This is a genomic window from Marinobacter litoralis, assembly GCF_003336705.1.
Taxonomy (GTDB): domain Bacteria; phylum Pseudomonadota; class Gammaproteobacteria; order Pseudomonadales; family Oleiphilaceae; genus Marinobacter; species Marinobacter litoralis.
The window spans coordinates 302,973-328,527 of record NZ_QMDL01000003.1; the positions used below are offsets into that span (position 1 = coordinate 302,973).

21 protein-coding genes and 1 pseudogene are annotated in these 25,555 nt (G+C 55.7%); 12 read left to right on the plus strand and 10 right to left on the minus strand.

Features of this window, described 5'->3' with window-relative positions; genetic code table 11:
* Positions 1-307: 307 nt before the first annotated feature.
* From DOQ08_RS11125 to DOQ08_RS11135, 3 genes are all read left to right on the plus strand, one after another.
* A complete protein-coding gene (locus DOQ08_RS11125; protein ID WP_227537609.1) occupies positions 308-1,672 on the plus strand; it encodes a CmpA/NrtA family ABC transporter substrate-binding protein in 1,365 nt (454 codons plus the stop codon).
* Positions 1,673-1,684: 12 nt separating this feature from the next.
* Complete coding sequence (locus DOQ08_RS11130; protein WP_114334998.1) at positions 1,685-2,683, plus strand: ABC transporter permease; 999 nt, start codon at positions 1,685-1,687, stop codon at positions 2,681-2,683.
* A gap of 70 nt (positions 2,684-2,753) precedes the next feature.
* On the plus strand, positions 2,754-3,614 hold the full coding sequence (locus DOQ08_RS11135; protein ID WP_114334999.1) for an ABC transporter ATP-binding protein: 861 nt from the start codon (positions 2,754-2,756) through the stop codon (positions 3,612-3,614).
* A gap of 43 nt (positions 3,615-3,657) precedes the next feature.
* On the opposite strand, the gene DOQ08_RS11140 is transcribed toward DOQ08_RS11135, so the two are convergent.
* A complete protein-coding gene (locus DOQ08_RS11140) occupies positions 3,658-4,869 on the minus strand; it encodes a nitrate regulatory protein (RefSeq protein WP_227537610.1) in 1,212 nt (403 codons plus the stop codon).
* Between the two features lie 336 nt (positions 4,870-5,205).
* Between DOQ08_RS11140 and DOQ08_RS11145 the strand changes: the two genes are divergently transcribed.
* The 4 genes from DOQ08_RS11145 (at position 5,206) to DOQ08_RS11160 (ending at position 11,477) form a co-directional block, all read left to right on the plus strand.
* Positions 5,206-6,435, plus strand: a complete 1,230-nt coding sequence (locus tag DOQ08_RS11145; protein ID WP_114335000.1) for an NAD(P)/FAD-dependent oxidoreductase — start codon at positions 5,206-5,208, stop codon at positions 6,433-6,435.
* A 26-nt stretch (positions 6,436-6,461) separates the two neighbouring features.
* Entirely contained in the window at positions 6,462-8,975 is a 2,514-nt protein-coding gene (nirB, locus tag DOQ08_RS11150) for a nitrite reductase large subunit NirB (RefSeq protein ID WP_114335001.1), read from the plus strand.
* A gap of 165 nt (positions 8,976-9,140) precedes the next feature.
* Positions 9,141-9,515: a nitrite reductase small subunit NirD gene (nirD, locus tag DOQ08_RS11155; RefSeq protein ID WP_114335002.1), complete on the plus strand. Its 375-nt coding sequence runs from the start codon at positions 9,141-9,143 to the stop codon at positions 9,513-9,515.
* An 84-nt stretch (positions 9,516-9,599) separates the two neighbouring features.
* The gene (locus DOQ08_RS11160) at positions 9,600-11,477 is read left to right on the plus strand and encodes an MFS transporter (protein ID WP_114335003.1); all 1,878 of its coding nucleotides are present in this window, start codon (positions 9,600-9,602) and stop codon (positions 11,475-11,477) included.
* Between the two features lie 21 nt (positions 11,478-11,498).
* On the opposite strand, the gene DOQ08_RS11165 is transcribed toward DOQ08_RS11160, so the two are convergent.
* The 4 genes and pseudogenes from DOQ08_RS11165 to DOQ08_RS11180 all read right to left on the minus strand — a co-directional run.
* Positions 11,499-11,906, minus strand: a complete 408-nt coding sequence (locus DOQ08_RS11165; protein WP_114335004.1) for an NINE protein — start codon at positions 11,904-11,906, stop codon at positions 11,499-11,501.
* 34 nt (positions 11,907-11,940) lie between these two features.
* Positions 11,941-12,720 (minus strand): class II glutamine amidotransferase, encoded by a 780-nt coding sequence (locus DOQ08_RS11170; protein ID WP_114335005.1) that lies wholly within the window; start codon positions 12,718-12,720, stop codon positions 11,941-11,943.
* A gap of 51 nt (positions 12,721-12,771) precedes the next feature.
* Complete coding sequence (locus DOQ08_RS11175; protein ID WP_114335006.1) at positions 12,772-13,887, minus strand: GGDEF domain-containing protein; 1,116 nt, start codon at positions 13,885-13,887, stop codon at positions 12,772-12,774.
* 95 nt (positions 13,888-13,982) lie between these two features.
* Positions 13,983-14,402: pseudogene (locus DOQ08_RS11180) on the minus strand (SDR family NAD(P)-dependent oxidoreductase); the annotation flags it as partial.
* A 286-nt stretch (positions 14,403-14,688) separates the two neighbouring features.
* Here DOQ08_RS11180 and DOQ08_RS11185 point away from each other — a divergent pair.
* Together DOQ08_RS11185 and DOQ08_RS11190 are read left to right on the plus strand one after the other, a co-directional pair.
* On the plus strand, positions 14,689-15,150 hold the full coding sequence (locus DOQ08_RS11185) for an NfeD family protein (RefSeq protein ID WP_114335007.1): 462 nt from the start codon (positions 14,689-14,691) through the stop codon (positions 15,148-15,150).
* Positions 15,151-15,152: 2 nt separating this feature from the next.
* A complete protein-coding gene (locus tag DOQ08_RS11190) occupies positions 15,153-16,172 on the plus strand; it encodes an SPFH domain-containing protein (protein ID WP_114335008.1) in 1,020 nt (339 codons plus the stop codon).
* A 17-nt stretch (positions 16,173-16,189) separates the two neighbouring features.
* Here DOQ08_RS11190 and yfbR read toward each other — a convergent pair whose 3' ends face one another.
* Positions 16,190-16,792 carry a 5'-deoxynucleotidase gene (gene yfbR / locus DOQ08_RS11195; RefSeq protein ID WP_114335009.1) on the minus strand — a complete coding sequence of 201 codons (603 nt, stop codon included), beginning with the start codon at positions 16,790-16,792 and terminating at the stop codon, positions 16,190-16,192.
* A gap of 25 nt (positions 16,793-16,817) precedes the next feature.
* Positions 16,818-19,637: a DUF748 domain-containing protein gene (locus DOQ08_RS11200; protein WP_206074862.1), complete on the minus strand. Its 2,820-nt coding sequence runs from the start codon at positions 19,635-19,637 to the stop codon at positions 16,818-16,820.
* A 155-nt stretch (positions 19,638-19,792) separates the two neighbouring features.
* Here DOQ08_RS11200 and pdxH point away from each other — a divergent pair, with 155 nt between their 5' ends.
* Genes pdxH through DOQ08_RS11215 form a run of 3 tightly spaced genes read left to right on the plus strand, consistent with a single transcriptional unit; the run spans position 19,793 to position 21,757 of the window.
* Complete coding sequence (gene pdxH / locus DOQ08_RS11205; RefSeq protein ID WP_114335011.1) at positions 19,793-20,428, plus strand: pyridoxamine 5'-phosphate oxidase; 636 nt, start codon at positions 19,793-19,795, stop codon at positions 20,426-20,428.
* A complete protein-coding gene (locus tag DOQ08_RS11210; RefSeq protein ID WP_114335012.1) occupies positions 20,397-21,158 on the plus strand; it encodes a 4'-phosphopantetheinyl transferase family protein in 762 nt (253 codons plus the stop codon). The genes pdxH and DOQ08_RS11210 overlap by 32 nt, the downstream gene beginning before the upstream one ends.
* Positions 21,159-21,166: 8 nt before the next feature.
* Positions 21,167-21,757 carry a DNA-3-methyladenine glycosylase I gene (locus DOQ08_RS11215; RefSeq protein WP_114335013.1) on the plus strand — a complete coding sequence of 197 codons (591 nt, stop codon included), beginning with the start codon at positions 21,167-21,169 and terminating at the stop codon, positions 21,755-21,757.
* Between the two features lie 146 nt (positions 21,758-21,903).
* Here the strand turns inward: DOQ08_RS11215 and DOQ08_RS11220 are convergent, their stop codons facing one another.
* From DOQ08_RS11220 to ectA, 3 genes are all read right to left on the minus strand, one after another.
* A complete protein-coding gene (locus tag DOQ08_RS11220; protein WP_114335014.1) occupies positions 21,904-23,358 on the minus strand; it encodes an aspartate kinase in 1,455 nt (484 codons plus the stop codon).
* 49 nt (positions 23,359-23,407) lie between these two features.
* A complete protein-coding gene (gene ectB, locus DOQ08_RS11225) occupies positions 23,408-24,676 on the minus strand; it encodes a diaminobutyrate--2-oxoglutarate transaminase (protein ID WP_114335015.1) in 1,269 nt (422 codons plus the stop codon).
* A 175-nt stretch (positions 24,677-24,851) separates the two neighbouring features.
* The gene (gene ectA, locus DOQ08_RS11230) at positions 24,852-25,367 is read right to left on the minus strand and encodes a diaminobutyrate acetyltransferase (RefSeq protein ID WP_114335016.1); all 516 of its coding nucleotides are present in this window, start codon (positions 25,365-25,367) and stop codon (positions 24,852-24,854) included.
* Positions 25,368-25,555 lie beyond the last annotated feature (188 nt).

Below are 25,555 nucleotides of genomic sequence, written 5' to 3' on the forward strand. Positions count from 1 at the left end.
CCCCTAAACACGGGGTTGCACACGGTTCCAGGCCAGATAAAAGGTTCACGGTGGTGCAAAGCACTCGCGGGTGCACCAGAAAGCGCCAAGCAGCGGTGCCGGATATTGATGAATACAAACCCTCCTAACCCGCTCGAAGGCCGGTAACTCTGGGGTTTTCATGAGCTGGCACAGCTTGTGCTGAAGACTCTGTGAACCATCAAAACATGACAGCACTCCCCCTAGGCAAAGGCGCCTGCTTTCCGGCAACGGAGGGCGGGCGCTTTTGCGTTAAAGAAGGATGCTGAAGATCAGAGCGAGTCACATCATGGCAACAACCCTGAAACACCTACGGTCAGGCATAACGGCACTGCTGCTGGGATTAGCCTCATTGGCACAGGCCGAGATCGGCCCTGCGGAAAAGCCGGATCTCAAGCTGGGCTTTATCAAGCTTACCGACATGGCGCCTTTGGCCATTGCCTGGGAACAGGGCTACTTCCTTGATGAAGGGCTGTTTGTTGAGCTCGAGGCTCAGGCCAACTGGAAGGTTCTGCTGGATCGCGTCATTACGTCGGAACTAGACGGCGCCCACATGCTGGCAGGCCAGCCCCTTGGCGCATCCATCGGGTATGGCACCCAGGCCAACATCATCACGGCCTTCAGCATGGACCTCAACGGCAACGGCATCACCGTCTCCAATGCGGTTTGGGAGGCCATGAAACCACAACTATCTGAAGAGGGTGGCCAACCGGTACACCCTATAAACGCAGCAGCCCTGAAGCCCGTCATTGAAGAGTTTCGGGACCGTGGCGAGCGCTTCAAGATGGGCATGGTTTTCCCGGTCTCCACTCACAACTACGAGCTGCGTTATTGGTTAGCGGCCGGCGGCCTGAACCCCGGCTACTACGCCCCCCAGCGCGGCGACACCAGCGGCACCCTGCAAGCCGATGTCCACCTCTCGGTAACGCCCCCGCCACAGATGCCCGCCACCATGGAAGCCGGCACCATTCAGGGATATTGCGTGGGTGAACCCTGGAATCAGCAAGCCGTGTTCAAAGGCGTTGGTGTACCTGTGATTACCGATTTCGAGATTTGGCCCAACAACCCGGAAAAAGTCTTTGGAGTCACCGAGGCGTGGGCTGAAAAATACCCCAACACCCACCTTCGACTGCTTCGCGCCTTGATCCGGGCCGCCCATTGGCTAGACGAGAACAACAACGCGAACCGGGCCGAAGCAGTCAAGATTCTTTCGCAATCGAGTTATGTCGGCGCCGACCCGGAAGTCATCGCCAACTCCATGACCGGAACCTTTGAGTACGAGAAAGGGGATGTCCGCGAGGTGCCTGATTTCAATGTTTTCTTCCGCTATCACGCCACTTACCCGTACCCGTCCGATGCCATCTGGTACCTGTCGCAGATGCGTCGCTGGGGCCAGATTCCCGAACCCAAGTCCGACGACTGGTACATGAAAACTGCCGCAAAAGTATACCGGGGCGACCTTTACGCCCAAGCCGCCCAATCACTGATCGACGATGGCCTGCTGGCCGCCAGCGATTTCCCGGATTTCTCAGAAGAAAACTTCGAGCGTCCGTTTCAGGGCACGTTAATTGACGGTGTGCCCTTCACACCAAAAACACCAAACGCTTACATCGATCGTTTCGAGATCGGCCTAAAAGCTGATCAGACGCCTTAAGGGGGTATGCAAATGAATTCGCTAACCGGAAAATTCGGCCAATCCATGGGCTTCAGCCTCAGGCAGCTCCTTGAGAGTTTTACACCCTCGAATCTGGCGTCATCAGGCCGCCAATTGATCCTCCCGTTTGTTGGCATCTTGGTGTTCGTGGGCTTCTGGCATCTCGCTGCGCCTCAGGTAAACACCTCCCTGGGCACTTTCCCCGGACCGGCACAGGTTTGGGAGCAGGCCGGGCAGCTGTGGCAGGAACATTCGGATCAGCGCGCGAAGGCCGACCGCTTCATCACCATGCAAGAAGAACGCAACGCGCGCATTCTGGCAGACAACCCGGACGCCGAAGTCCGCATCCGTGACTACCCCGGTGCCCCCACCTTCATTGACCAAATTGGCACCAGCCTGATCACGGTCCTTGCCGGTTTTCTGGTGGCGGCACTGATCGCCGTTCCGCTGGGCATCCTGTTCGGGCTGAACCGACACTTCCAGGCGGCCGTGAATCCACTGATTCAGATTTTCAAACCGGTATCGCCCCTGGCGTGGCTGCCACTGGTCACCATGGTGGTTTCCGCCACCTATGTCAGCGACGACCCGATGTTCGAGAAGTCGTTCCTGACCTCGATGATCACCGTCACCCTCTGCAGCTTGTGGCCCACGCTTATCAACACCAGCGTCGGCGTAGCCGCAGTCAACCCGGACCTGATGAACGTGTCCCGGGTACTCAACCTGTCGTTCTGGAGCCATGTTCGTAAAGTGGTTTTGCCGTCATCAATTCCGATGATCTTTACCGGGCTGCGAGTGTCTTTGGGGATAGCCTGGATGGTACTGATCGCAGCCGAAATGCTGGCTCAGAGCCCGGGGCTCGGCAAATTTGTCTGGGACGAATTCCAGAACGGCAGCAGCCAGTCACTCAGCCGCATTATGGTGGCGGTGCTCGCCATCGGGTTTATCGGGTTTGTTCTGGACCGAGTGATGCAAGTGATTCAGCGAAAGGTGGCCTGGAACGAAGGCCACTAAGCACGACTCTGTGAATCTGACTTTGGAAGAGGCCGTTCTCGGCACTCCGTAAGCGAATAAGGTGAATTCCATGGCTAAGTTACATCTTGAACTGACGGGCGTTGAAATGGCGTTTGAAACGGCAAAAGGTCCGTTCATTGCGCTGGATAATGTGAACCTGAAAATAAAGAAAGGCGAATTTGTTTCCCTGATCGGGCACTCGGGTTGCGGCAAATCCACCGTACTCAATATCGTGGCCGGGCTGCTGCAAGCCTCCAAAGGAGGCTGCGTTCTGGACGGGCACGAAGTGAATTCACCCGGGCCGGAGCGGGCTGTTGTGTTTCAGAACCACGCTCTGATGCCTTGGTTGACCGTTTACGAGAATGTCGAATTGGCGGTACGACAAGTGTTTAAAAGAACGATGAGCCGGCAGGAACGTAAAGAGTGGATTTTGCACAATCTGGAACTGGTCAATATGGCCCACGCCGCCGGCAAGCGCCCCGGAGAAATTTCCGGGGGCATGGCTCAACGGGTGGGCATCGCCAGGGCTCTGGCCATGAAACCGAGTGTATTGCTAATGGATGAACCCTTCGGGGCGCTGGATGCTCTGACCCGAGCCCATCTTCAGGATTCGTTGATGGACATCCAGCAGGAATTGAACAATACCGTGATCATGATCACCCACGATGTCGACGAGGCCGTGCTGCTGTCGGACCGCATCATCATGATGACCAATGGCCCTTCAGCCACCGTCGGTGAGGACTTGCGGATCGAATTACCCCGACCTCGGGACAGGGTCGCTTTGGCAGATAACCCCGAGTATGTTCATTACCGACAAGAAGTGTTGTCGTTCCTGTACGAAAAGCAGCGGAAGTTTGAAACCATCAATACCCGCCGAAACAACCAGCAGAAAGCTTCTGGCGACACTATTCCCGCCAAAGCCACGGCATGATGCACGCCCGGGCTCTGCATTGGCAAAGCCCGGGCGCTCGCCTTCAGGTCAGCACATTTGCTATGGAAATGAGCGCGCGAGCAACCTCGGACAGGCGTTTGCCCTGATCCATCGCGAGTTTGCGCAACACTCTATGGGCTTCGTCATCATTGATATTGCGGTGCTCCATCAATAGCAGAACCGCCTTTTCCTGAACCCGACGCTCCTCAAGCGCTTCTTTCGCGCTTTGCAGCTCATCAGACATCTGCTGCAATCGTTGGTTCTGCTCCTGAATTAAATCCAGAATCGACCCGCCTGCCTGCACGCCTTGCTCCAGTGAAGCCAATAGCGTGGACTGATCCGCCAACGAACACCGGGCCTCGGTATAACGTTCCACACAACGGTGATGAAACGCACTTTCGACCGAATCCTCAATCTGTTTCAGATCGTCCATTCGTTCCGTCATCAACGTGAACCAAGTTTCAGCCAGCTTCGGATCCAACGGCTTGTAGGGGCCGATGGATACAGCGATCTGGCGGAGCCGTTCTATCTCCGTCTCCCGAGGGCGGCCACGAAGTTTCTGCCAAAGCGCAAGACTGTCCTCCGGAGCGTGCGTAACAAATACCTCAAAACACCGATCCTGCGCCTCAACAAGGTGCAGCATGCGCCGTGACAGTGCGCGATCGAAACGTCCGCGTGCAAATCCGGTTGACCCAGCTGCCCGCTCCTGCCCGCAATACTCCTTACCTGTCATCACTTGCACCAAGGCGACCAGCAGGCCCGCAATGGAGGGTTCCACAACGGTATCCGCGGCCTCACACACCACCGTAATTAACTGATGGATGGTATCGCTGAACCAGTCCACCGCCGGATGCACCGCAATCGCCTGTTTTTCGATTCGAAGGCGGATGTCTTCAAGCTGGCCCAAACCATGAAGCGCGCGGGCAATATGGCCGAGCAACGGACTACTGACCGGCTGACTGATCAGTTCATGTTGAATATCGTTCAAAGCCAGATAAAACATCTCTAACTGTTCACTCGTCTGCAGAATAATGCCCGCCCGCTCGCCTCCGAACCGCTGGCCATCCGAGCCCAGATAGAGGCTCGTCACGCCTCGCTCGCGCTGCAACTCGTGGATCAGGTGCCCGGTGCTCTGCACCAATCGTCCCATCAACAAAAAATATTCCAGGCTTCGAACTTCGCATTGTCGCGAAGCGATCAGAAAATCAGCTGCGGTAGCCACCTGTGGACTGGCCGAACCGGATATCTTGCTCACGTTATTACTCCTGTCATCACCATGGCTGAGTCACATCGCCAAGGATCAACCGAGCAAATAACAGGCCAGCCCCAAAAAGCTTCATCTTCGGGCATCGCGCCCCAGCAAAGGGCAGGCATAGCCAAGAAAACCGTTAGATAATCATGCAAGCCGCTGATTTTTATATGCTTTAAAAACTGGCACGGAGATCGCATTAGTAAATTCAGGGACGACGAATCGGCCACGGATGGCTGAACCACAAGATCATTGTTGTTGGCATTGGCGCCGGTTCATCGCGCTCTCTCAGGAGAGGACGGTGCCCCGGCTTTTTTTTGGACCCGGGAAAAGGAGCTCATTATGACGACAAACCCGAACGCTCCCTTAGTGATCTGCGGCCACGGTATGGTGGCTCAGCGCCTGATTGAACACCTTGTCGCCAATGGCCACCCTTTCAGCAAGATTGTGGTTTTTAACGGGGAGCCGGTGTCTGCCTACAACCGCATTCAGCTGTCCTCCCTACTCGCCAACGAAGTCACCGAAACCGATCTTGAACTGAAACCCGCCCAATGGTTCTCGCAGCATCAAGTCGAGGTGCACAATCACGAACCGGTCACCCGTATTGATATCGAGCAAAGCCAAGTCGTCACCGCCCAGGGCCGGGTTCAGCCCTACAGCAAGTTGGTGCTGGCAACCGGTTCCAGTCCATCCGCCCTTGGCCTATCGGGCGAAGATCTGGACGGCGTGCGGATGTTTCGTAACCTGGCAGACACCCGGGCCATGATCGAAAAAGCCGGCCACCACCAACGCGCCTTGGTGATCGGCGGTGGGTTTCTCGGTTTGGAGGCAGCGGAAGGCCTGCGCGCGCGGGGCATGGCAGTCACGGTACTGCATCGAAGCCACCACGTTTTAAACCGGCAACTGGATCGTACCTCCGGCGATGTACTAAAAGCCCTGCTGGAGCAGCGTGGCCTGAATGTTTTGACCGGCTATTCGCCAAAAGCCTTGCTGGGCAAAAAACAAGTCAGAGCCGTTCAACTGCACGACGATACAGTGCTCGCCACCGATTTGGTCGTCATTGCCACCGGTATTACACCAAATACAAAGCTGGCCGTGGAAGCCGGCTTGCTCTGCGATCGAGGCATCTGCGTCGATCCCCAGATGCGCACCTCCAGCCCGTCCATCTACGCGCTTGGAGAGTGCAGCCAATTTGGTAGCCAAACCTTCGGACTGGTTGAACCCGGCTTTCATCAGGCCCAAGTCCTCGCCGAGCATCTGTGCCTGCAAGCGGATACCCAAGGCTTTACGCCCGTTGAGATACCCACCCGCCTGAAGATCAGCGGCATTCCTATTTATTCCTGCGGCCGTGTCGAACCCGGTCCTGATACCGAAACCATTCAATGGCGCGATGGCCCCAAGCACCGTTATGGCCGGCTGTTGATTGAACGCAACCGCGTGGTCGGTGCCCTGTTGCTAGGCGACACCACCAACGGCGCTTGGTACACGGACCTGATTCGCAGCGCCCAAGACATTTCCGATTACCGAAACGCCATTGCTTTCGGCAAACCCTATTGTGAAGCAGCAGCCTGAGCGCTGCCTTGAGAGAGGAACACTCCATGAGTAAGCAAACTTTGATCGTGATCGGTAATGGCATGGTCGGCCATCACTTTCTCGAGCAGTTCGTGCAATCCCCGGCGGCAAAAGCGTTTCAGATCCTCGTCTTTGGCGAAGAGAAACAGCTGGCTTATGACCGCGTGCACTTGTCCGAATACTTCTCGGGCTCCAGCCACTCAGACTTGGCGATGGGTACCGCCGATTGGTATGAAACCAACGACATTGACCTGCATCTGAATGAGCAAGTCACCGCCATCGACCGCTACAACCAGGTGGTCAGTACACCCAAAGGTGTTTATCAGTATGACCAGTTGGTGCTCGCCACCGGCTCCTACCCGTTTGTACCGCCTATTGCAGGCAACGATCACAACGGCTGCTTTGTGTACCGGACTCTGGACGATCTGGACGCCATTCGCGCCAGCGCTAACGAGGCTAAAACCGGTGTTGTGGTGGGCGGTGGACTGCTCGGCCTGGAAGCCGCCAACGCACTGAAGAGTCTGGGGTTACAGGCCAGCGTGGTGGAGTTTGCTCCGCGCCTGATGCCGGTGCAACTGGATGACCAGGGCGGCGCTTTGCTGCGGCACAAGATCGAAGAACTGGGCGTTCAGGTGCACACCGAGAAAGCCACCACGGCCATCGTGCCAGGTACTGAAGCCCGGCTGAGAATGAATTTCTCCGATGACAGCCACCTCGAGACCGACCTGATCGTCTTCTCCGCCGGCATCCGTCCGCAGGACACGCTTGCCCGAGATTGCGGTCTGGAAATCGGCGAGCGCGGCGGCATCGTGATCAACAACCAATGCACCACCTCCGACCCCCGGATTCACGCGATCGGCGAATGCGCGCTGTGGAACAACCGGATCTTTGGTTTGGTGGCGCCGGGCTACACCATGGCCCGCACCCTCGCGGCGGCCCTGAACAACGACCACGAGGCTGCCTTCACCGGTGCCGACATGAGCACCAAACTGAAACTGCTGGGCGTCGATGTCGGCTCCATTGGCGATGCCCACGGCCAGACCGCGGGTGCGCGTAACATCCGTTTCCACGACGAACAAACGGGGCATTACCGGCGCATGGTGGTCAGCTCCGACGGTAAAAAGCTGCTGGGTGCGATTCTGGTCGGAGACAACAGCCACTATGACACCTTGCTGCAATACGCGCTCAACGGTCTGGACCTGCCCGGTAACCCAGAGGTTCTGATTCTGCCTGAAAGCGAAGGCGGTGCGCCCACTTTGGGTGCCGATGCGCTACCCGACACCGCCTCTATCTGCTCTTGCCACAACGTTACCAAGGGCGACATCTGTGGCGCCCTTGATGCTGGTTGCACGGATCTTGGGGGCGTAAAGGCCGAAACCAAAGCCAGCACTGGCTGCGGCGGCTGTACCGCGCTGGTGAAGAAGGTGGTGGACAGCGAACTGGAAAAGCGCGGCGTGGAGGTTTGCACCGATCTGTGCGAGCACTTCCCCTACACCCGTCAGGAGCTGTTCCATCTGGTAAAGGTGAATGGCATTCGCTCCTTCCGTGGGCTGCTCAACCAGTATGGCAAAGGCCAAGGCTGCGATATCTGCAAACCCACGGTCGGCTCCATTCTCGCCAGCTGCTGGAATGACCACATTCTGGCCACGGATCACGTGCCTCTGCAGGACACCAACGACACCTTCATGGCCAACATGCAGAAGAACGGCACCTATTCCATCGTGCCGCGCATTCCCGGTGGCGAGATCACACCAGACAAGCTGATTGTGCTCGGCGAAGTCGCCAAGGAGTACAACCTGTACACCAAGATCACCGGCGGCCAGCGGGTGGATCTGTTCGGCGCCACGCTAAGCGAGTTGCCGGCGATTTGGGAAAAGCTGATTGCGGCCGGTTTCGAGACCGGTCACGCCTACGGCAAGTCGCTGCGGACGGTGAAGTCCTGTGTCGGCAGCACCTGGTGCCGTTATGGCGTGCAGGACAGTGTGGGCATGGCGATCCTTCTGGAGAGCCGTTATAAGGGCCTGAGAGCGCCTCACAAGGTGAAGATGGGCGTGTCGGGCTGTACCCGGGAGTGTGCCGAGGCGCAAAGCAAGGATTTCGGGGTGATTGCTACGGAGAAGGGCTGGAATCTGTACGTGTGCGGTAATGGCGGTATGCGGCCCCGGCACGCGGATTTGTTCGCGACGGATTTGTCCGATGAGGCGCTGATTCAGGCGATTGACCGGATTGTGATGTTTTATGTTCGCACGGCGGACCGGTTGCAACGCACCAGTGTTTGGCTGGAGAACCTGGAAGGCGGTTTGGAGTATTTGAAGCAGGTGGTGTTGGAGGACAGTTTGGGCATTGGTGCGGAGCTGGAGCAGCACATGGCGGAGATTGTGGACACGTATCAGTGTGAGTGGAAGACGGCGGTTGAGGATCCGGAGAAGCGTAAGCGTTTCCGGGAGTTTGTGAATGCGCCGGAGCAGAAGGACCCGGTGCAGCAGTGGACTTCGGAGCGGGGGCAGCGTCGGCCTGTTTTGGAGTTGGCTTCTTCGTAGCCTGTTTTGGCTTTAGGGGCGGAGCCCGGCGGCATGGGGATACTTTTCTTTCGGAAAAAATAACTCGCTTCGCTCAGACATCTTTTTTCCTGCAGAAAAGCATCCCCACACCACCTGGCTCACAGGCCTTGGTGAAATACTCGGAAGAAAAACTGGAGAAAACTTATGAAAGCTCGTACTCGTTGGGATGTGGTTTGTACCGTTGAAGACTTGGTTCCGGATTCCGGCATTGCGGTTTGGACGAAAGACGGGCCGGTTGCGGTGTTTTATCTGCCGCATCGGTTGCCGGCGTTGTTTGCGGTCAGTCATACCGACCCGTTCAGTGGTTCGAACGTGCTGGCACGGGGAATTACCGGGGATGTAGGAGGTGAGCCGGTGGTGGCTTCGCCGTTGTACAAACAGCATTTCAGTTTGCGTTCCGGGGTCTGTCTTGAAGATGACGGTGTTCAGGTCCGGACCTATCCGGTGCTTCTGGATGGCGACCGAATTCTGTTGGAGTTGCCTGTTTCGGCCGATCAGATGGACACTCAAGCGGCCTGACTCTGGCATTCCGCTGTGCTTGACCGGGTGGTAAGCCGCGTATAGTCTGCGGCAAACCCCCGCGGATTCGGAGTGCCCCAGGTTATGGAAGATCACAGCCAGTTTCGTTTGTTGTCGGAACGGCGGTTTGCACCGTTTTTTGTTACCCAGTTTGCCGGTGCGTTTAACGACAATCTGTTCAAGAACGCGCTTTTGTTGCTGGTAACCTATAACGCCGGTGGCTTGTTCGGTCTGTCTTCCGATGTGGTGGTCAATCTGGCCGCCATGCTGTTCATTCTTCCTTTCTTCTTGTTCTCGGCCGTGGCGGGCCAGATTGCGGATCGCTACGAGAAGTCCGGCATTATTCGCTGGGTCAAGTTGGCGGAGGTTGCCATCATGGCGGTGGCGGCGGTCGGGCTTTGGTTCGGCTGGCACGAGATGTTGCTGCTGTTGCTGTTTTTGATGGGGGTTCAATCCGCTTTTTTTGGCCCGGTGAAGTACGCCATTCTTCCGCAAACTTTGGACAACTCCGAACTGGTGGGTGGCAACGCCTTGGTGGAGATGGGCACCTTCGTGGCCATTTTGCTCGGCACGCTGGTAGCCGGGGTGATGATGAAAGCGCCGTTGCCGGGGCCCATGATCGCCATAGCGGTGTTGGTGGTTGCGGGTTTGGGGCTGCTTTCCGCTTTGAAGATTCCCAAGGCCGAAGCGGCCGCGCCAGACCTGAAGATCAATTTCAGCCCGCTGAAAGAAACCTGGAAGTTGATGGCCATTGCCAAGGAGAACCACAACGTTCTGCTGAGCGTGGTGGCGATTTCCTGGTTCTGGTTTCTGGGCGCGGCCTACCTGACTCAGTTCCCCGGTTTTGCCAAGGATGAACTGCTCGGTGATGAAACCGTGGTTACGGTCTTGCTGGCCATTTTCACGGTCGGGATTGCGGTGGGCTCCATGGTTTGTGAGCGTATGTCTGGCCACAAGGTAGAGCTGGGCATTGTTCCTATTGGTTCACTTGGGCTGAGTCTGTTCGGTATCGACCTCTACCTGCACATGCCAGCACAGCCCGTGCCGTCGGATTGGTGGATGATCTTTACCGATGGCAGTTACCGCCGGGTTGCGCTGGATCTGTTGGGTATCGGTGTCTCTGGCGGCCTGTTTATCGTGCCCTTGTATGCGTTTGTCCAGCAGGAAACCCCACCGGAAACCCGGGCCCGGGTGATTGCGGCGCTGAATGTGTTCAACGCCCTGTTTATGGTCGCCAGCGCCCTGTTGGGCATGTTGATGCTTGGTGTGATCGGGCTCAGCATTCCGGAGTTTTTCTTGGTGCTCTCGATCATGAACCTGCTGGTCGCAGCCTTTGTGTATCAGCAGGTGCCGGAGTTCGCGCTGCGTTTCGTGATCTGGATGATGTCGCACACGATTTACCGGGTTAAGCACCATGATCTGGAGCGAATTCCAGAGGAAGGGCCGGTGCTGTTGGTGTGTAATCACGTGTCCTACATGGACGCGCCTGTGATCGCCGGGGCGGTCAAACGGCCGATTCGCTTTGTCATGGACCACCACATTTTCTCCACGCCGGTGCTGGGCACCTTCTTTCGAATGGCCAAAACCATCCCCATCGGCCCGAAAGCAAAGGTACCGGAGATCTACGAATCGGCGTTTGAGCGGATCGATGAGGAGCTGGCAGCTGGGAACGTGGTGTGTATTTTCCCCGAAGGTCGGCTGACCTCCGATGGTGACGTTGCTGCGTTCAAATCCGGCGTTGAGCTGATCTTGCAGCGCCGGCCTGTACCCGTGGTGCCTTTGGCGCTTCGCGGCCTGTGGGGGAGCTTTTTCAGTCATTGCGGTGGGCCCGCGCTGACTCACCTGCCCACGCGCTTCTGGTCACGCATTCATCTGCTGGCCGATCACCCCGTGAGCCCAGAAGCCGCCAGCGCAGAGGTATTGGAAGCTAAGGTGAAATCTTTGAGAGGGCCGCACCCTTAAGGCGCGGCCCTCAACCTGTTTTTATCCGAAGCGAACTTCGCTGTTCTTCTCCGAAATCTGATCGTTCAGCGTCCAGAAATCGTACAGCACACCAATGAAGAACAGGCCACCGGTAAACAGGTAGATAATGCCTGTTATCCACTTGCCCATGTACATGCGGTGTACACCAAAAACACCTAGGAAGGTCAGCAGTATCCAGCCGATGTTGTAATCAACTTCACCCTGCTGGAACCGGCTGTCGGCCTCGCGATCCATGGCCGGGATCAAGAACAAGTCGATGATCCAGCCAATAAAAAACAGACCCAGCGTGAAGAACCAGATGGTGCCAGTAATGGGCTTGCCGTAATAAAACCGATGCGAGCCCAGAAACCCGAAAATCCAGAGTAGGTAACCAATAATCTTACTGTGGGTATTGCCGCTTTCGATCATGTTTGTTTGCATCCTCCCGAATGTTTGCAATAAGTTAGTTTTCTGCACCGCCTTTCATCACGACCTCACCCTGACGCCACAACCGCCATTCCCCGGGCTGATAAATATCCCACTTTTCGTCGGTAGTTAAAGGCTCAGTCACGATCACGCTGACCACGTCGTTCGGGGTGGTTTCCGCTTCGAAATCGATGGTCACATCGGTGTCTTTCAGTCGGGCAGGGCCGAAAGGCGCCCGGCGGGTAATACTGGCCATTTTGGTGGTGCAGTAGGTAAACAACCAATCGCCGTTGCTGAGTAACAGGTTGAATACACCCTGGCTGGCGTAGTGCGATGAAAGTTTAACCAGCCTCTCGACCATCTGCTCCAAGCTGTCGTCCCGGTGGCAATGGCTGCGCAGATGATTGAGCATGTCGCAGAACAGCGCTTCACTGTCGGTGCTGCCGACCGGCTCGTAAAAACCCTCCGGAGCCCGAAAGCCGGTGAGTTGGCCATTGTGGGCACACACCCAATAACGGCCCCAGAGCTCACGAATAAACGGGTGGGTATTGGCCAGACATATCTCGCCCACATTGGCTTGTCGGATGTGGCAGAGCGCTACTTCGCTTTTGATCGGATGAGTCTGTACCACTTCCGCAAGACGTGAACTGGCGCTGGCATCGGAATCGTGGAAGCAGCGAATGCCTTTGCCTTCATAGAAGGCCACTCCCCAGCCGTCTTTATGAGGCCCCGTTTCTCCCCCCCGCCGCGTCAGACCGGTAAAGCTGAAACATAGGTCTGTCGGGGTATTGGCACTCATGGCCAGCAGTTCACACATGGATCGATAGTTCCTCGAGCAAAATAAACGGTCGGCGTAAGCATACCGTATTCAGTCTTCACCTCCAGCCGCTGCATCTTTTGCTTGAGAGGCCTGTGCGTTAAAAGATGAGGCAACCTGGTTTCGGCCAGCCCGCTTTACCCGGTAAAGGTGCTGATCAGCCACCGAGAACAGGTTATCTGCCTGACGGCCATCTTCGGGCCAGTGCGCCATACCGAACGAGGCGGTGACCGCCATATCAGAATCGCCCAGGCGCAGTTTTCGGGAGGCGATACGCCGCCGGAGTTCTTCAATCAGCTCATAGGCGGCTTCGGGCTGAACATCCCGCAAGATCAGGCCAAACTCTTCACCGCCCAACCGCCCTACGAAGTCTGTGACGCGCAATCGTTCCTGCAGACACTTGCCAATTTCCTGTAAAACATAGTCGCCTGCTTCATGGCCATGGGTGTCGTTGATCATTTTAAAATGGTCAATATCCATCATGACCAACGCAAAAGCTGCCTTGCTACGTTCACTCTCGGCGATGGTTCGAGTCAGCGTAAACTGGAAGCTCCCTCGATTAGCCAGCCCCGTCAGTGCATCCGTCTGGGCCACTTCAATCAAGCGCAGTTCTGCTTCCTCGCGCCGGGCTTCGTACATGTACATGAACACCTGCATCAGGCTGCTACAAAGCACCATATTCAGGAAATCAATCACGAAATCGGCGGTGCTAAGGCCCTCTATGCCACTCAGAAAAGCAACGTATACAGCGCAACCCAAGAGCATGAAAGGTACGCTCAACAACAGGCCTTCGCGCCTGCCAAGCAGAAGATACGCCAGCACAGGCATCATCAACACCCAAACAAACGCCGCCATGGAGGCATCCGGCAACAGCATGATGACAATGAAAAACGAGAACAGGGTAAACAGGTAACCGTAAACCCAGCGCTCGAAATGCGGGGTGTGATTGATACGGGCAACACCAACGAACGCCAGGCCGCCAAATACAAATTCAACGGCCGATACCCACGGGTAGCCACTGAACAATTGCAGAGTGGCGAACACCATGAGAGACAAGCCCGTCACCCACAACAAAAACCGGGCGAGCGATCGGCGGTGGTTATCCCTCAGCCCGGACCGGCTCAGCGTCATCGCCTTGCCCAAATCCGGGTGGTTTAACATGTGCATACAGAGTCTGCCTTAGATCAGGCTTCTAATTATTATCGCGGATTAACTGACTATAAAACACTTAGTCCGTTTTTCCCTAACGGTTTTGAACACGGTCAGTTATAGAGATTTTTACGGGAGAAGCGTTCAACCAAGGGTTGGTATGCCGCTCCCAACAACCGGTTGATGGCATCGATTCCCCAGGCATCAGGCCCGACCAGAATCCGGGATTCATTCTTCAAAATCCCTTTCACGATAATCTCGGCGGCTTTTTCGGGTGTCGTGATGGCCAATTTGTCAAACCCCTTGCGCTGGGCCTCGGCATTTTCTGTTTTACCCATACGAGCCGAGTTGGCGATATTCGTGCGAATACCCCCCGGGTGCACACAGCTAACCTGAACTGGCTGGCGTTCAAGCTTCATCTCTTGTCGCAAAGATTCCGTAAACCCACGCACGGCAAATTTAGCGGCATTGTAGGCACTCTGTTTCGGCACTCCGATAAAGCCGAACACACTGGAGATATTCACCACGTGGCCAGCTCTCGGCCGATTCCTGAGCCGGCTCCCGTCACCGCCGCCACTTTATTCTTGAGATCTTTCATGCGGACAACCTTTTGTTTTGTTGTTGGTCTGACAAGATATTTTAGTTCCTCTGCACAGTAATACTTAGATTTGACCTCGCCATGGCATGTAATCGTTCTCAACGAGGTCGTTTCAGCCAACCCACCGGTGCCCGATCGGTGCAGCCAGTCCGAGACGGCATCGAGTTCATTAGTTACAATCAAAGCTCTTTTGAATTCATGCCCTTCGCTTGGAACTGATTATGGAATGGAGTCTTACCCACTTATGGCTGATTCTGGCCTTGGTCCTCAGCCTTGCTGAACTCACCTCCGGCGTGCTTTTGCTGCTAGCCCTCGGCATTGCGGCGGCACTGACAGCCCTGGCGTCTTTTCTGGGCGCTTCATTTGAATGGCAGCTGGTCACTATGGGCGTGATGTCCGGCATTCTGGTGCCCGTTGCCATTCGCTGGATACGCCCTCGTTTTTCGCCCAAAGGCGTGGCCTACGGCACCACCGGAACCGGTGTCGAACACGGCAAAACCTATCGCACGCTGTTACGCGATTTCGATGGCGCTACCGGCATCAAAATCAACGGCGACTTCTATCGTCTGAAATTCGCCGATGGCAGCAGCCCCGAATTACCGGAAGGTACAGCCGTCATTTTCGACAAGTTTGATGGCACTACCGCCATCGTGCACCTCGCCCAACCCAAACAGGAAAGTTAATCATGGAAGCATTCATTACCCCGGGGCTGGTTATCAGCTTAATCATTGTCGCTGTTGGCATTTTCGTTATTGCCAAAGGCCTAGTGATCATTCGCCAATCTGAAGTCATGGTCATCGAGCGGCTGGGCTCGTTTAACCGCGTACTGGAAAGCGGCATCAACATCATCATTCCGTTTATCGAAAAACCCCGCCCCATCAGCATGATTCGTTACATGCGCATGGGTGAGGAATACCACCCTGTGACCAGCGATGAAATTCGCATCGACCGCCGTGAAACCGTCATGGATTTCCCGGGCCAGCCGGTTGTTACCACCGATAACGTGACGGTGAAAATTAACGGCGCGCTTTACTACCAGATCATCGATCCTCGCCGGGCCGTATACGAAGTCGCCAACATGAGCCAAGCGGTGGAAGTACTGGCTAAAACCACGCTGCGTTCCGTGGTCGGTAAGATGGAACTGGACAAGCTGTTTGAATCCCGCAGTGAAGTAAACAGCGCCATTCAGGCAGAAATGGAAGAGGCCGCCTCAAAGTGGGGCGTCAAACTGACCCGTGTGGAAGTGCAAGACATCAGCATGCCGGAAGAAGTGGAAGAGGCCATGCGTCTTCAGATGGCCGCCGAGCGTAAGCGTCGTGCCACTGTTACGGAAGCGGAGGGTGAAAAAGCTGCAGCCATTGCCATGGCTCAAGGCCAGCGCGAATCTGCCATCCTGAACGCTCAGGGCGATAAGGAATCCGCTATTCTGCGCGCTCAAGGTGAGCAAGAGTCCATTCGTTTGGTACTGAATGCCATCGGCGAAAACGAAGAAAACAAACGCACCGTTGTTGGCTACCTGCTGGGTCAGAGCTACATTAAGGCCCTGCCAACCATGGCCAAAGACGGCGAGCGCGTATTCGTGCCCTATGAATCTACTGCGCTGCTGGGCTCTATGGGCATGTTCCGAGAGTTGGCTGGCAGCCCCGAAGATGTCGTTCGCCAAGGCTTGCGCAGCGGCATGGTGGCTTCAGCCGGCACCAACTGACAGCGCTGAAGCGCTCGCTAACCCAATAAGTGGTCCAGCGGGCGCTCATAGCTGGGCGCGAATACTTCAAGGAAGTACATCACTTCCGGCGAAGCGTCTTCTTCCAGGCGGTGGAGTATCTGCTCCGCCGCCGGCTCGAACTCTTTGTTACCGGTCTGGATTTCAGCCCGGCACTTCAACAGCGCAGACAACCGGTCCGCGGATTTGATCAGCTCTTTTTCTTCCTCAGTCCACTGCGATTCCCGCAGGTAGGGCGCAAAAGCATCCTGCAACTCATCGGGCAACAACGCCAACAGCTCGGCTTCGGCTTTGTGCTCAATGTCGCCGAACGCTTCCCGCATCACTTTCGAGTGGTACTTCACGGGTGTCGGCATATCCCCGGTAATCACTTCGGTCGCATCGTGATAGAGCGCGGCGGTCGCAATGCGGTCAGCGTTTACTTGTCCGCCAAACTGCGTGTTGCGGATCAGTGCCAGCGCATGGGCAATGGTGGCCACTTCCCACGAGTGGGTTGCCACATTTTCCTCGATGGCATTACGCATCAGGCCCCAGCGTTTGATCCAGCGCAGCCGGGACACATAGGCAAAAAAATGGCTAGCGGGTGTATTTTTCAGGCTCATTCAAAGCTTCCTGTTGAGGGTACGATCAGCGCACATCCAGTGTGAAGGGCACGATGACGTTCCCTTGCTCATCGAGTTCCGATTGCTGCGAGGTATCTAAGGTGAAAAGCTGCCCCGAGGGTACACCGTGAGTGTCCTTCAAAAGTCGAAAGATGGCTTGCCCTCGTCTGGCCGCCAGTTGACTCAGCGCCTCGGGAGGAAGCTGACGCTCACCCGCTTGGTATTCCTGCTGCGCGTCAGCCCAGGCATCTCCCGAAACCGACTCGCCAGCCGCCTTCATGCTCTCTTTCAATAGCACCAGGCCATCGGCATTGGGTGCCGCAGCGCCACGAATACTTAACAGCAAGTCCGGCCGGTCGTTCAGTGCCTTTGCCAATGCAGCGATCTTTTCAGCTTCACCGTCCGCCAGGGCAACCTTGCCCGGCACAAAGCTCACACGCCCCAACTCCTCACTGCTGAAGCCGGAAAAATCCGCCAACGACCCCAGCATACTGAACGGGGAAGCCGCCGCTTTGACCAAAAGATTCACAAAGGTACGCATCACGACTTGGCCAATGCGGAAGTCCGGATTGGCAATATCTCCCTCAATGGGCAAATCAACTTCAATAATGCCTTGCTGGTCGGTCAGTAAGGCCAGGCCTAACTTCACCGGCGCATTTACCGCCTCTTTGCTCGCTATCGATTGGCCAAGCCGCATCTGATCCAGAATCAGCTGATTCGAGGCCTTCAGGTTCGTGCCCGTAATTTCGTAATCCAATGCAAGATCCAGTTTCCCGGCATCCACGGCGTAACCCAGATAACGGCCGAGATAAGGCGAAAGTACCGGTAACGATAAATCCTCCATGGTCAGCTTCAAATCGCTGGTTTCATCCGTACCTAAAGCACCCAATGTGCCCTCGAATGTCACTGGGGCACCGCCCGCCAGTTCGCCTTTCAAATTGACCAGCCCCTGCTGGGGCGGCACGTTGCTGATACCACTCACAGAACCTGATAAAGCTTCAAAGGTGGTATGGAATACAGGCTTGAGGGTGCGGTCGGTGTATCCCACCGTGCCATCATCAATCAGCAACTCTCCGATTCGGAAAATAAACCCGGGCTCATCACCTTTCGATGCAGAAGCGTCGTCACCGGATTTCTCTGACACACCGGGCGCTGGGTCTGCTTTTACAATGCGTTCAACATTATGAGCACCGCCTTCTGCCCGAACCAAATTGAGAGAGGGCTGCTCAAGCGTTACCGTGCCAATTTCCAACCGGGCCGGATTAACGTTGAACTCCACCGGGGCCAGGCGCAGCAGCCGCCAAGACATCAATTCGCCGTCTTGGTCCGGAAGGCGCAGGTCGAAATCGGTTATCTGTGCCGAGCCGCTGAAGGTGCCTGTTATCGGCGCGTCCTGTCCATCAAGATCCAGATTGCCATCGAAACCGAGTTTGCCGTCTCTTACCGCGACATTGGCGCCAAGCTGGATGTAAGGATCAACCGCTGCCAAAGCAATGCCTGAACCGGCCAGTGCCGCTTCGAAATTGAAAGGGCTCGGAGTGATTTGCCCCTTAGCCGTGATTTGGCCGCCACTAGCCAGCTTGGCCGACAGGTCATAGGAGGCGGGTTCATCCATACTGTGGGACAACTCACCCAAGGTGGCTCCAAAATCGACCAACTCCAACTCAGCGGGTTGGGCAGTTGCCTCATCGCGCCAGCGTACGCGGCCCTGAGTGAGCTCTACGCCCCGCACAGACCAGCGAAACGCCTGATCCGACGAGCTGGCTCGCTGTTGCTCTTCAGGCTCTGAAGAGGGCGCTGGGGCCGGCAACGACGCTTGCCAATCGATACGGCCATCCGCTCGCCGGGTTGCTGAGACAAACGGTTGCTCAATCGTCACCATGCCGACCTGTGCTTCTCGCCCGGCCAGATCGAAACCTATGCCATCAACCGACAACGCTTCGATGCTCAACGCAGGTTCTTCGAGGTCTTCTGCCAGAGCCAGCGCCAGACTTTCTACCCGTAACGCACCGTTGGACGTTTCCAACTGGAAGCCACGTTCATTTGAGAGCCAGTAATCCGATTCAACCGTAACCCGTCCATCCTGCAGCCGCCATGACAGGTGCGGCTCCAGATACTTCGCCAAGGTTTCATAGCTCACTTCGGAAAATCGAACCCGACCCTCGGAATACAGCGGGTTAAGGCTCAGATCGCCCTCCCACTCGAGTGTTTGATCACCGATGGCGGCCGTAATGGAATAGCGGCTATCCTCTTTACCGCGCGACCAAGTCGCCAGATCGTCAATCGCAAGATCCAGCGGTTCAACCTGCAATTCGACGGTGTCATCCTGAGTAAAATCTCTGAACAACAACCGGCCATCTTCAATGGCCAAGTGTCGGAAATAGAGTTTAGGCGGCTCAGACGCTTCTTTATCAGCCTCGGGCGCTGCCTCGTCTGCACTCGGGTTCGCTCGTTGCCAGTCCCGGGCAAAATTAACGGTATAGTCCTCCAGCAGATCCAAACGCACGTCCGGCTTGGTCAAATGAATGTCATCAAACCCCACCACACCTCTGGTCAGCTGCAACACATCCAAATTGACTCGCAAATGCTCAAACGCGGCAACCGCACGGTCATCGGAGTCTTGAGCTGAAAACCCATCGGCCTCAAGGCTGAATGCAAAGGGATTAAAGCGGATGTCAGAAACCTGAGCCTGCCACCCCATTCTTTGTTCCAACTGGCCCGGAAGCTCTTTTTGAAGCCACCGAGGCAGCAATAGAAAGCCTGCCAGCGCATACAGCACCAGCAAGACACACAGCCCGATCAACAGGTTTCTTACCCAATGACTTCCCGCCACTGATTGGCCCACAAAACACTCCCTTATTCGGTATGCTCACACGTATTGATGATCCCCCAAGCATAGCGCTCCCAGCCCGGTTTTGTCAGCCAAACCTGACAGCGGCCGCCGAACCCTATATCCTCAACCAATTACGACTCCTGTGACCGCCAACGGAGAAAAGCAGTATGGATATCGGCGATATGCGTCGGGATTTTGAAAGTGAGGGTCTGGACCGGCAACATTTAAATGACAACCCGGTGATTCAGTTCGAGAACTGGTTCGAAGACAGTCGCAAAGCTGGCATTCTGGAACCTAATGCCATGTCTCTGGCCACGAGCGGCGCAGACCAGATGCCCGATATCCGAACCGTATTGCTGAAGTACTTCGACGAACGCGGCTTTGTGTTTTACACCAACTACGGCAGCCGCAAAGCCCGCGAACTCGACGAGAACCCCCGCGCGGCATTACTGTTCCCGTGGATCGGCCTGAACCGTCAGGTACGCATTCAAGGCGCGGTCGAGAAAGTCAGCAAGTCGGAATCACTGAGGTATTTCACCTCAAGACCCCGGGGCAGCCAGATCGGCGCCTGGGTTTCCGAACAAAGCAAAGCCATTACATCACGGGGTTTACTCGAGCAAAAAGTTGCGGAAATGAAACGCAAGTTTAGCTCTGGCGAAATTCCTCTGCCTGATTTCTGGGGTGGATACCGAGTGGTTCCGGAGCGAATCGAATTCTGGCAAGGACGACCCAGCCGGCTTCACGACCGATTTGAATACGTGAGAGAAGCGGATGCCTGGACGATCCAACGACTACAACCCTGAAACACCGCAAATCTGGCTGTGCCATCAAATTTCGAGCGTACCGGATTCTTTGCCGTACTGGCTGACCGCGTTTGAGCGAGACACGTTGGCAAAGCTGGATGGCCCACGCCGTGGAGAATATTTGTCCAGCCGCTGGTTGATTCGCCAAGGCTTGAGCAAAAGCGGCAACGTACCCGCGGAACAATGCTTCCCTGTTGATGGCCGCCCCATAGCCTCGCAGTTTCCGGTCGGCTGGCATATGTCCCTCAGCCACAGCCAGGGGCTCAACGCGGTAGCGATTGGTCCAACGCCGTTAGGCATAGATGTTGAACCCAGCCAACGCAAGCCGGATTGGCAGGGCGTTGCCAAGCGGTGGTTTTCACCGGTTGAGCAAGAATGGTTACTGCGGGCAAACGACCCCTACAACTTCCTGAAGGTCTGGACGCTGAAAGAGGCCTGGCTTAAAGCTACGCGGCGGGGCATTGCCGGTAACCTGCAAACACTGGAAGTTCGAAAAGACTTTGAGCTGTATGGCGACCAACCCGATCGTCAGTGGCACAGTTGCTGCTGTTACGTCGAAGGGTTTCTTGCCACGCTGGTGTATCAGGCCAACGACCCCAACCACGAAGCCAATTGGCCGACCGTTACCTTGCTGGAGCCGCCACCGGAGGATTATAACCTTGCACCGGCAGAGCCTCTGGATACCATTTGGGACCCGCTCTACCATAGGACGATTCGAGCCAAACGCTAGGAGCGACTATGCCGGACACGCAACAGCGATGCCCATGGTGCGGCACAGACCCACTGTACGTGCATTACCACGATACGGTCTGGGGTCGGCCAGAGTATGACGATCAGGCACTGTTTGAGAAACTGTGCCTGGACGGCCAACAAGCGGGACTGAGCTGGCTCACCATTCTACGGAAACACAACACCTACCGAGCCGCTTACGCCGATTTTGACCCGAACAAAATCGCGCGCTTTACAGAGCAGGATCAGGCTCGGCTGCTCAATGATCCCGGCATCATCCGGAATCGCCTGAAAGTTCAGTCGATTATTCGAAACGCGCGAGCTTATCTGGCACTGCAAGAGCAGGGGGTTCGGTTTTCCGAGTTCCTTTGGCAGTTCGTGGCACACCGACCGATACAAAACCAATGGCACTCGATTGAAGAGGTTCCAGCCACTACGCCGGAATCAGAAGCTATGTCCAAGGCCTTGAAGAAAGCCGGTTTCAACTTCGTTGGCCCAACCATTGTGTACGCCTTTATGCAGGCCACGGGTATGGTCAACGACCACTTGGTGAGTTGCAAAGCGCATCAGGAATGTCGGGAACTGTCTGCGCAGGATTAGCTTCAAGAGAAAGGAAAAGTGCGTCGGGAAGGGTGATCGGACACGCCCGGCCATCTATAGAACGGCCGACCGGGGCGCCCGATCGGGAGGCAAGACAACCTCCATTACCCGCAAGCGAAGCGACCGAGTTCGCCTGCGGGTAATTTTCAGGGCGTCTCAGACGCCGCGACAATCGCATACTCATGGTTGTGAGGCTCAATGAGCGCTCCGTGCAACGCAGAGATAGCGGAGTCATAGTGGTCTTCATCAATGACAAACTGGATATCCACCTGGCGCATGCACTGGTGAATCGCCAGAACGCTGATATCGTTGTCGGCCAATGATTTTACTGAACGAGCCAGAATGCCCGGCACTTTCATATCACTGCCAATGGCCGACACCAAAGCAACCTTTCGTGTGCTCAGTTCAGCATTCGGGAAGGCTTCTTCCATCGCTTTCACCACACGCTTCACATGCTTAAGCGTTGTATCCACATAGTGGGTAATGGTGTTGGCGTTGGTGTCTTTGGAGATAAAACGCACCTTGTAACGTGACAGAATATCCAGCAAAGCCCGGTCAGAACCCGGTTCACCCTGCATATCCTGATCGAACACTTCGATCGCAAACACACCCTTGGCACCCGCAATGATCTCAACTTGCGGCTTCTCACTGACGTAGTCGCCCGTGATCAAAGTACCCGTGTGCTCCGGCTCAAAGGTGTTCATCACCCGCAGAGGAATCTCGTTCTGGCGCAAGCCTTTACCCGCACGCGGGTGAATAGCTTCCATACCCAGGTTCGCCAGCTGGTCTGCCACGTCGTAGTTGGTACGGCCCAAGGGCACCACCTTGTCTTCGCCGACGATGTTCGGATCAGCAGAACTCAGGTGATACTCTTTATGGATAATGGCTTCACAGGCGTTGGTCATGACCGCAATGCGGCTGAACGTCATCTCACTGTAGCCACGGTCAAAAGTACGCATCAGACCTTCTTTACACTGAGCGTAACCGGTCACGATGGGCAGCTCACGGCTGAGATCGACATTGTCGAATGCCTGCTTCAGCTTCTCATCGAGAGGCATCAATTCACTGTCACGCCAGCCAGTCAGGTCTACAAAGCGGGCGTTGATGCCTTCCTGCTGAAGTTTCAACGCGGTGTTGAACGCACTGTGGGCCTCACCGATACCCGCCAACATTTCCCGTACCGTCAGCAGGTGTTCTTCCAGCTGGAATTGACCGTAGGAGCACAGGCGCTGAAGATCGATCAGACAACCCCGAACCCCTTCAATGCGGTCGGTAATAAACTGGTCGGCCTGCTGCTTCAGCATCGGGTCCGTAAACAGATCACCGTTGATGTCGGTCAGCAGTTTGATCAGGGTGGTCAGGTCGTCGCCCCACGCCCAATCCGACTCTGCATCGGCGAACAAGGCGTAAACGCCCGGCTCACCGGTTTTCTTGTGTTCCAGCAATTCGTTGGTGACGCCACCGTAGGCCGACACCACGAAGATCCGTTGGTAGAGGTCCGCCTCATCGCGATTACCAATAATGATATTGTCGCGCACGGCCTCGTAGTTGCTCATTGAAGTACCGCCAATTTTCTCGACGGTATGCTGTGCCGTAGTCATAGTCTTGCCTTTGTCATCTGCAGAAGAGGTACAAGTTTGAGCGGGCGTCTTAAGACGCCTCGCTGACACTCTTCTGCATGACTTCAGCGACACTCTCGCCCAGCAACTTGGCACCAAGGCGCAGATCGTCTTCGCTGGTGGTCAGCGGCATCAGACACTTGATAACTTCATCATTCGGGCCACTGGTTTCAATGATCAGGCCTTTCTCGAACGCCAGCTTGGTGATCGGACCGGTCACTTCCGGATTCGCCGCTTCAATGCCGCGCATCAGACCACGACCCTTAACCTTGAACTCACCCGGATACTTGTCACAGATGGCCTGCAGCTCCTCACCCAACAGCTTGGACTTGGCTTTCACCGAGTTCGCGAACTCGTCGTCTTTCCAGTAGGTATCGATGGCTGCACGCGCAGTTACGAAGGCCATGTTGTTACCACGGAAGGTACCGTTGTGCTCGCCGGACTCCCAGATATCCAGCTCCGGCTTGAACAGTACCAAGGCCATCGGCAGGCCATAGCCACTCAGAGACTTGGATACCGTTACGATGTCCGGCTTGATGCCCGCGAATTCAAAGCTGAAGAATTCGCCAGTACGACCGTTACCCGCCTGGATATCGTCCAGAATCAGCAGAATGTCGTGCTTCTCGCACAGCTCAGACAAACCTTTCAGCCATTCCGCACGCGCTGCGTTCAGACCGCCTTCACCCTGAACCGCTTCGACAATCACTGCGGCAGGCAGCTCGATGCCGGAAGAGCTGTCAGACAGCATCTTGTCCATGATGGCCAGTGAATCAACGTCCTCACCCAGGTAACCGTCATAGAACATGAAATCAACGTTGCCCAGAGGTACGCCAACACCGCCACGGTGATGCTTGTTACCAGTCGCCGCAACGGCTCCGGCCGTCACACCGTGGAAACCGTTGGTGAACGAGATGATGTTGGTACGACCTTTCACCTTACGGGCCAGCTTCATGGCCGCTTCAACACAGTTAGTCCCGGTCGGACCAGTAAACTGCATCTTGTAGTTCAGACCACGGGGCTGAAGGATGTTCTTCTTGTAGGACTCCATGAAGTCCTGTTTAGCGGTGGTGAACAGGTCCAGACCTTGGCTCACACCGTCGGCTTCGACGTACTCAAGCAGTGCTTTCTTAAGAATGTCGTTGTTATGGCCATAGTTCAGAGAACCGGCACCGGCCAAAAAGTCGAGGTATTGCTTGCCATCTTCGGTGTACAAATGCGCGTTCTTGGCGCGGTTAAAAACCACCGGAAAGGCGCGGGAATAAACACGTACTTCGGATTCAGTAGACTTAAAAATTTCCATTGTCTTGCCTCTTAGCATAGTAGGTTCGAGGTTGTGCTCGGCGGTTTGCTGGTAAAACGTGTCGGTCGCAACAAACTTACCGGGCGTTTATTTCAGCCACATAACAGGCCCACCTCGGGCGGCCCGGGCTGTATAAAATATCGGTCAATAATTCACTAGCTGTGAATCAGAGCTCTCAGACAGGCTTTGTAAAAGGTCCGATGCGCAGCAAGAACTCGGAATCGTGCTTGCCACCAAAATGGGTGCCTTTCTCAAAGTGCTCGTGGCAGGTGAGCTCTGCACCTAGATCACGGGCGAACGAGCGGAACAAAGCCCAGGAAGCGTCGTTGTCTTCCGTAATCGTGGTTTCCATATGGGTAACGCCCTTGCAAGCGTCACGACCCACGATCTCTTTCAGCATCCGTTTGGCCAAGCCTTGCCCACGACCTTTCTCGTGAACGGCCACCTGCCAGACAAATACTGTTTCGGGCTGCTGGGGAGGAATGTATCCGGAGATAAAGCCGACCAAATCGCCGTCTTTCTCCGCGGCCACGCCGGTGTCGGCAAAATGGCTGCACTGCAGGAGGTTGCAGTAAATCGAGTTGGGGTCCAGAGGCGGGCATTCCGCCACCAACTGGTAAAGCCTGAAGCCATCATCCTTGGTAGGTTTCCGCAGGGTGATGGCGGTGGTATTCGATCCTTCTGAGGTCATAACGTTGTCAATTCGCGTCAAAATTCAGGTCCAAATTATATAGACCACGAAATATATTTCAAGTTGAGCGCCCAAATCGACCAAAGGCGACCACTTGAAACCCGGCTTTGATTCGCGCCCATTGCGCGATCCGAAGGGAATGAATCAGCTTGAAACGCCGCCAAAACCACTGTGCCATGGGCGTTTAG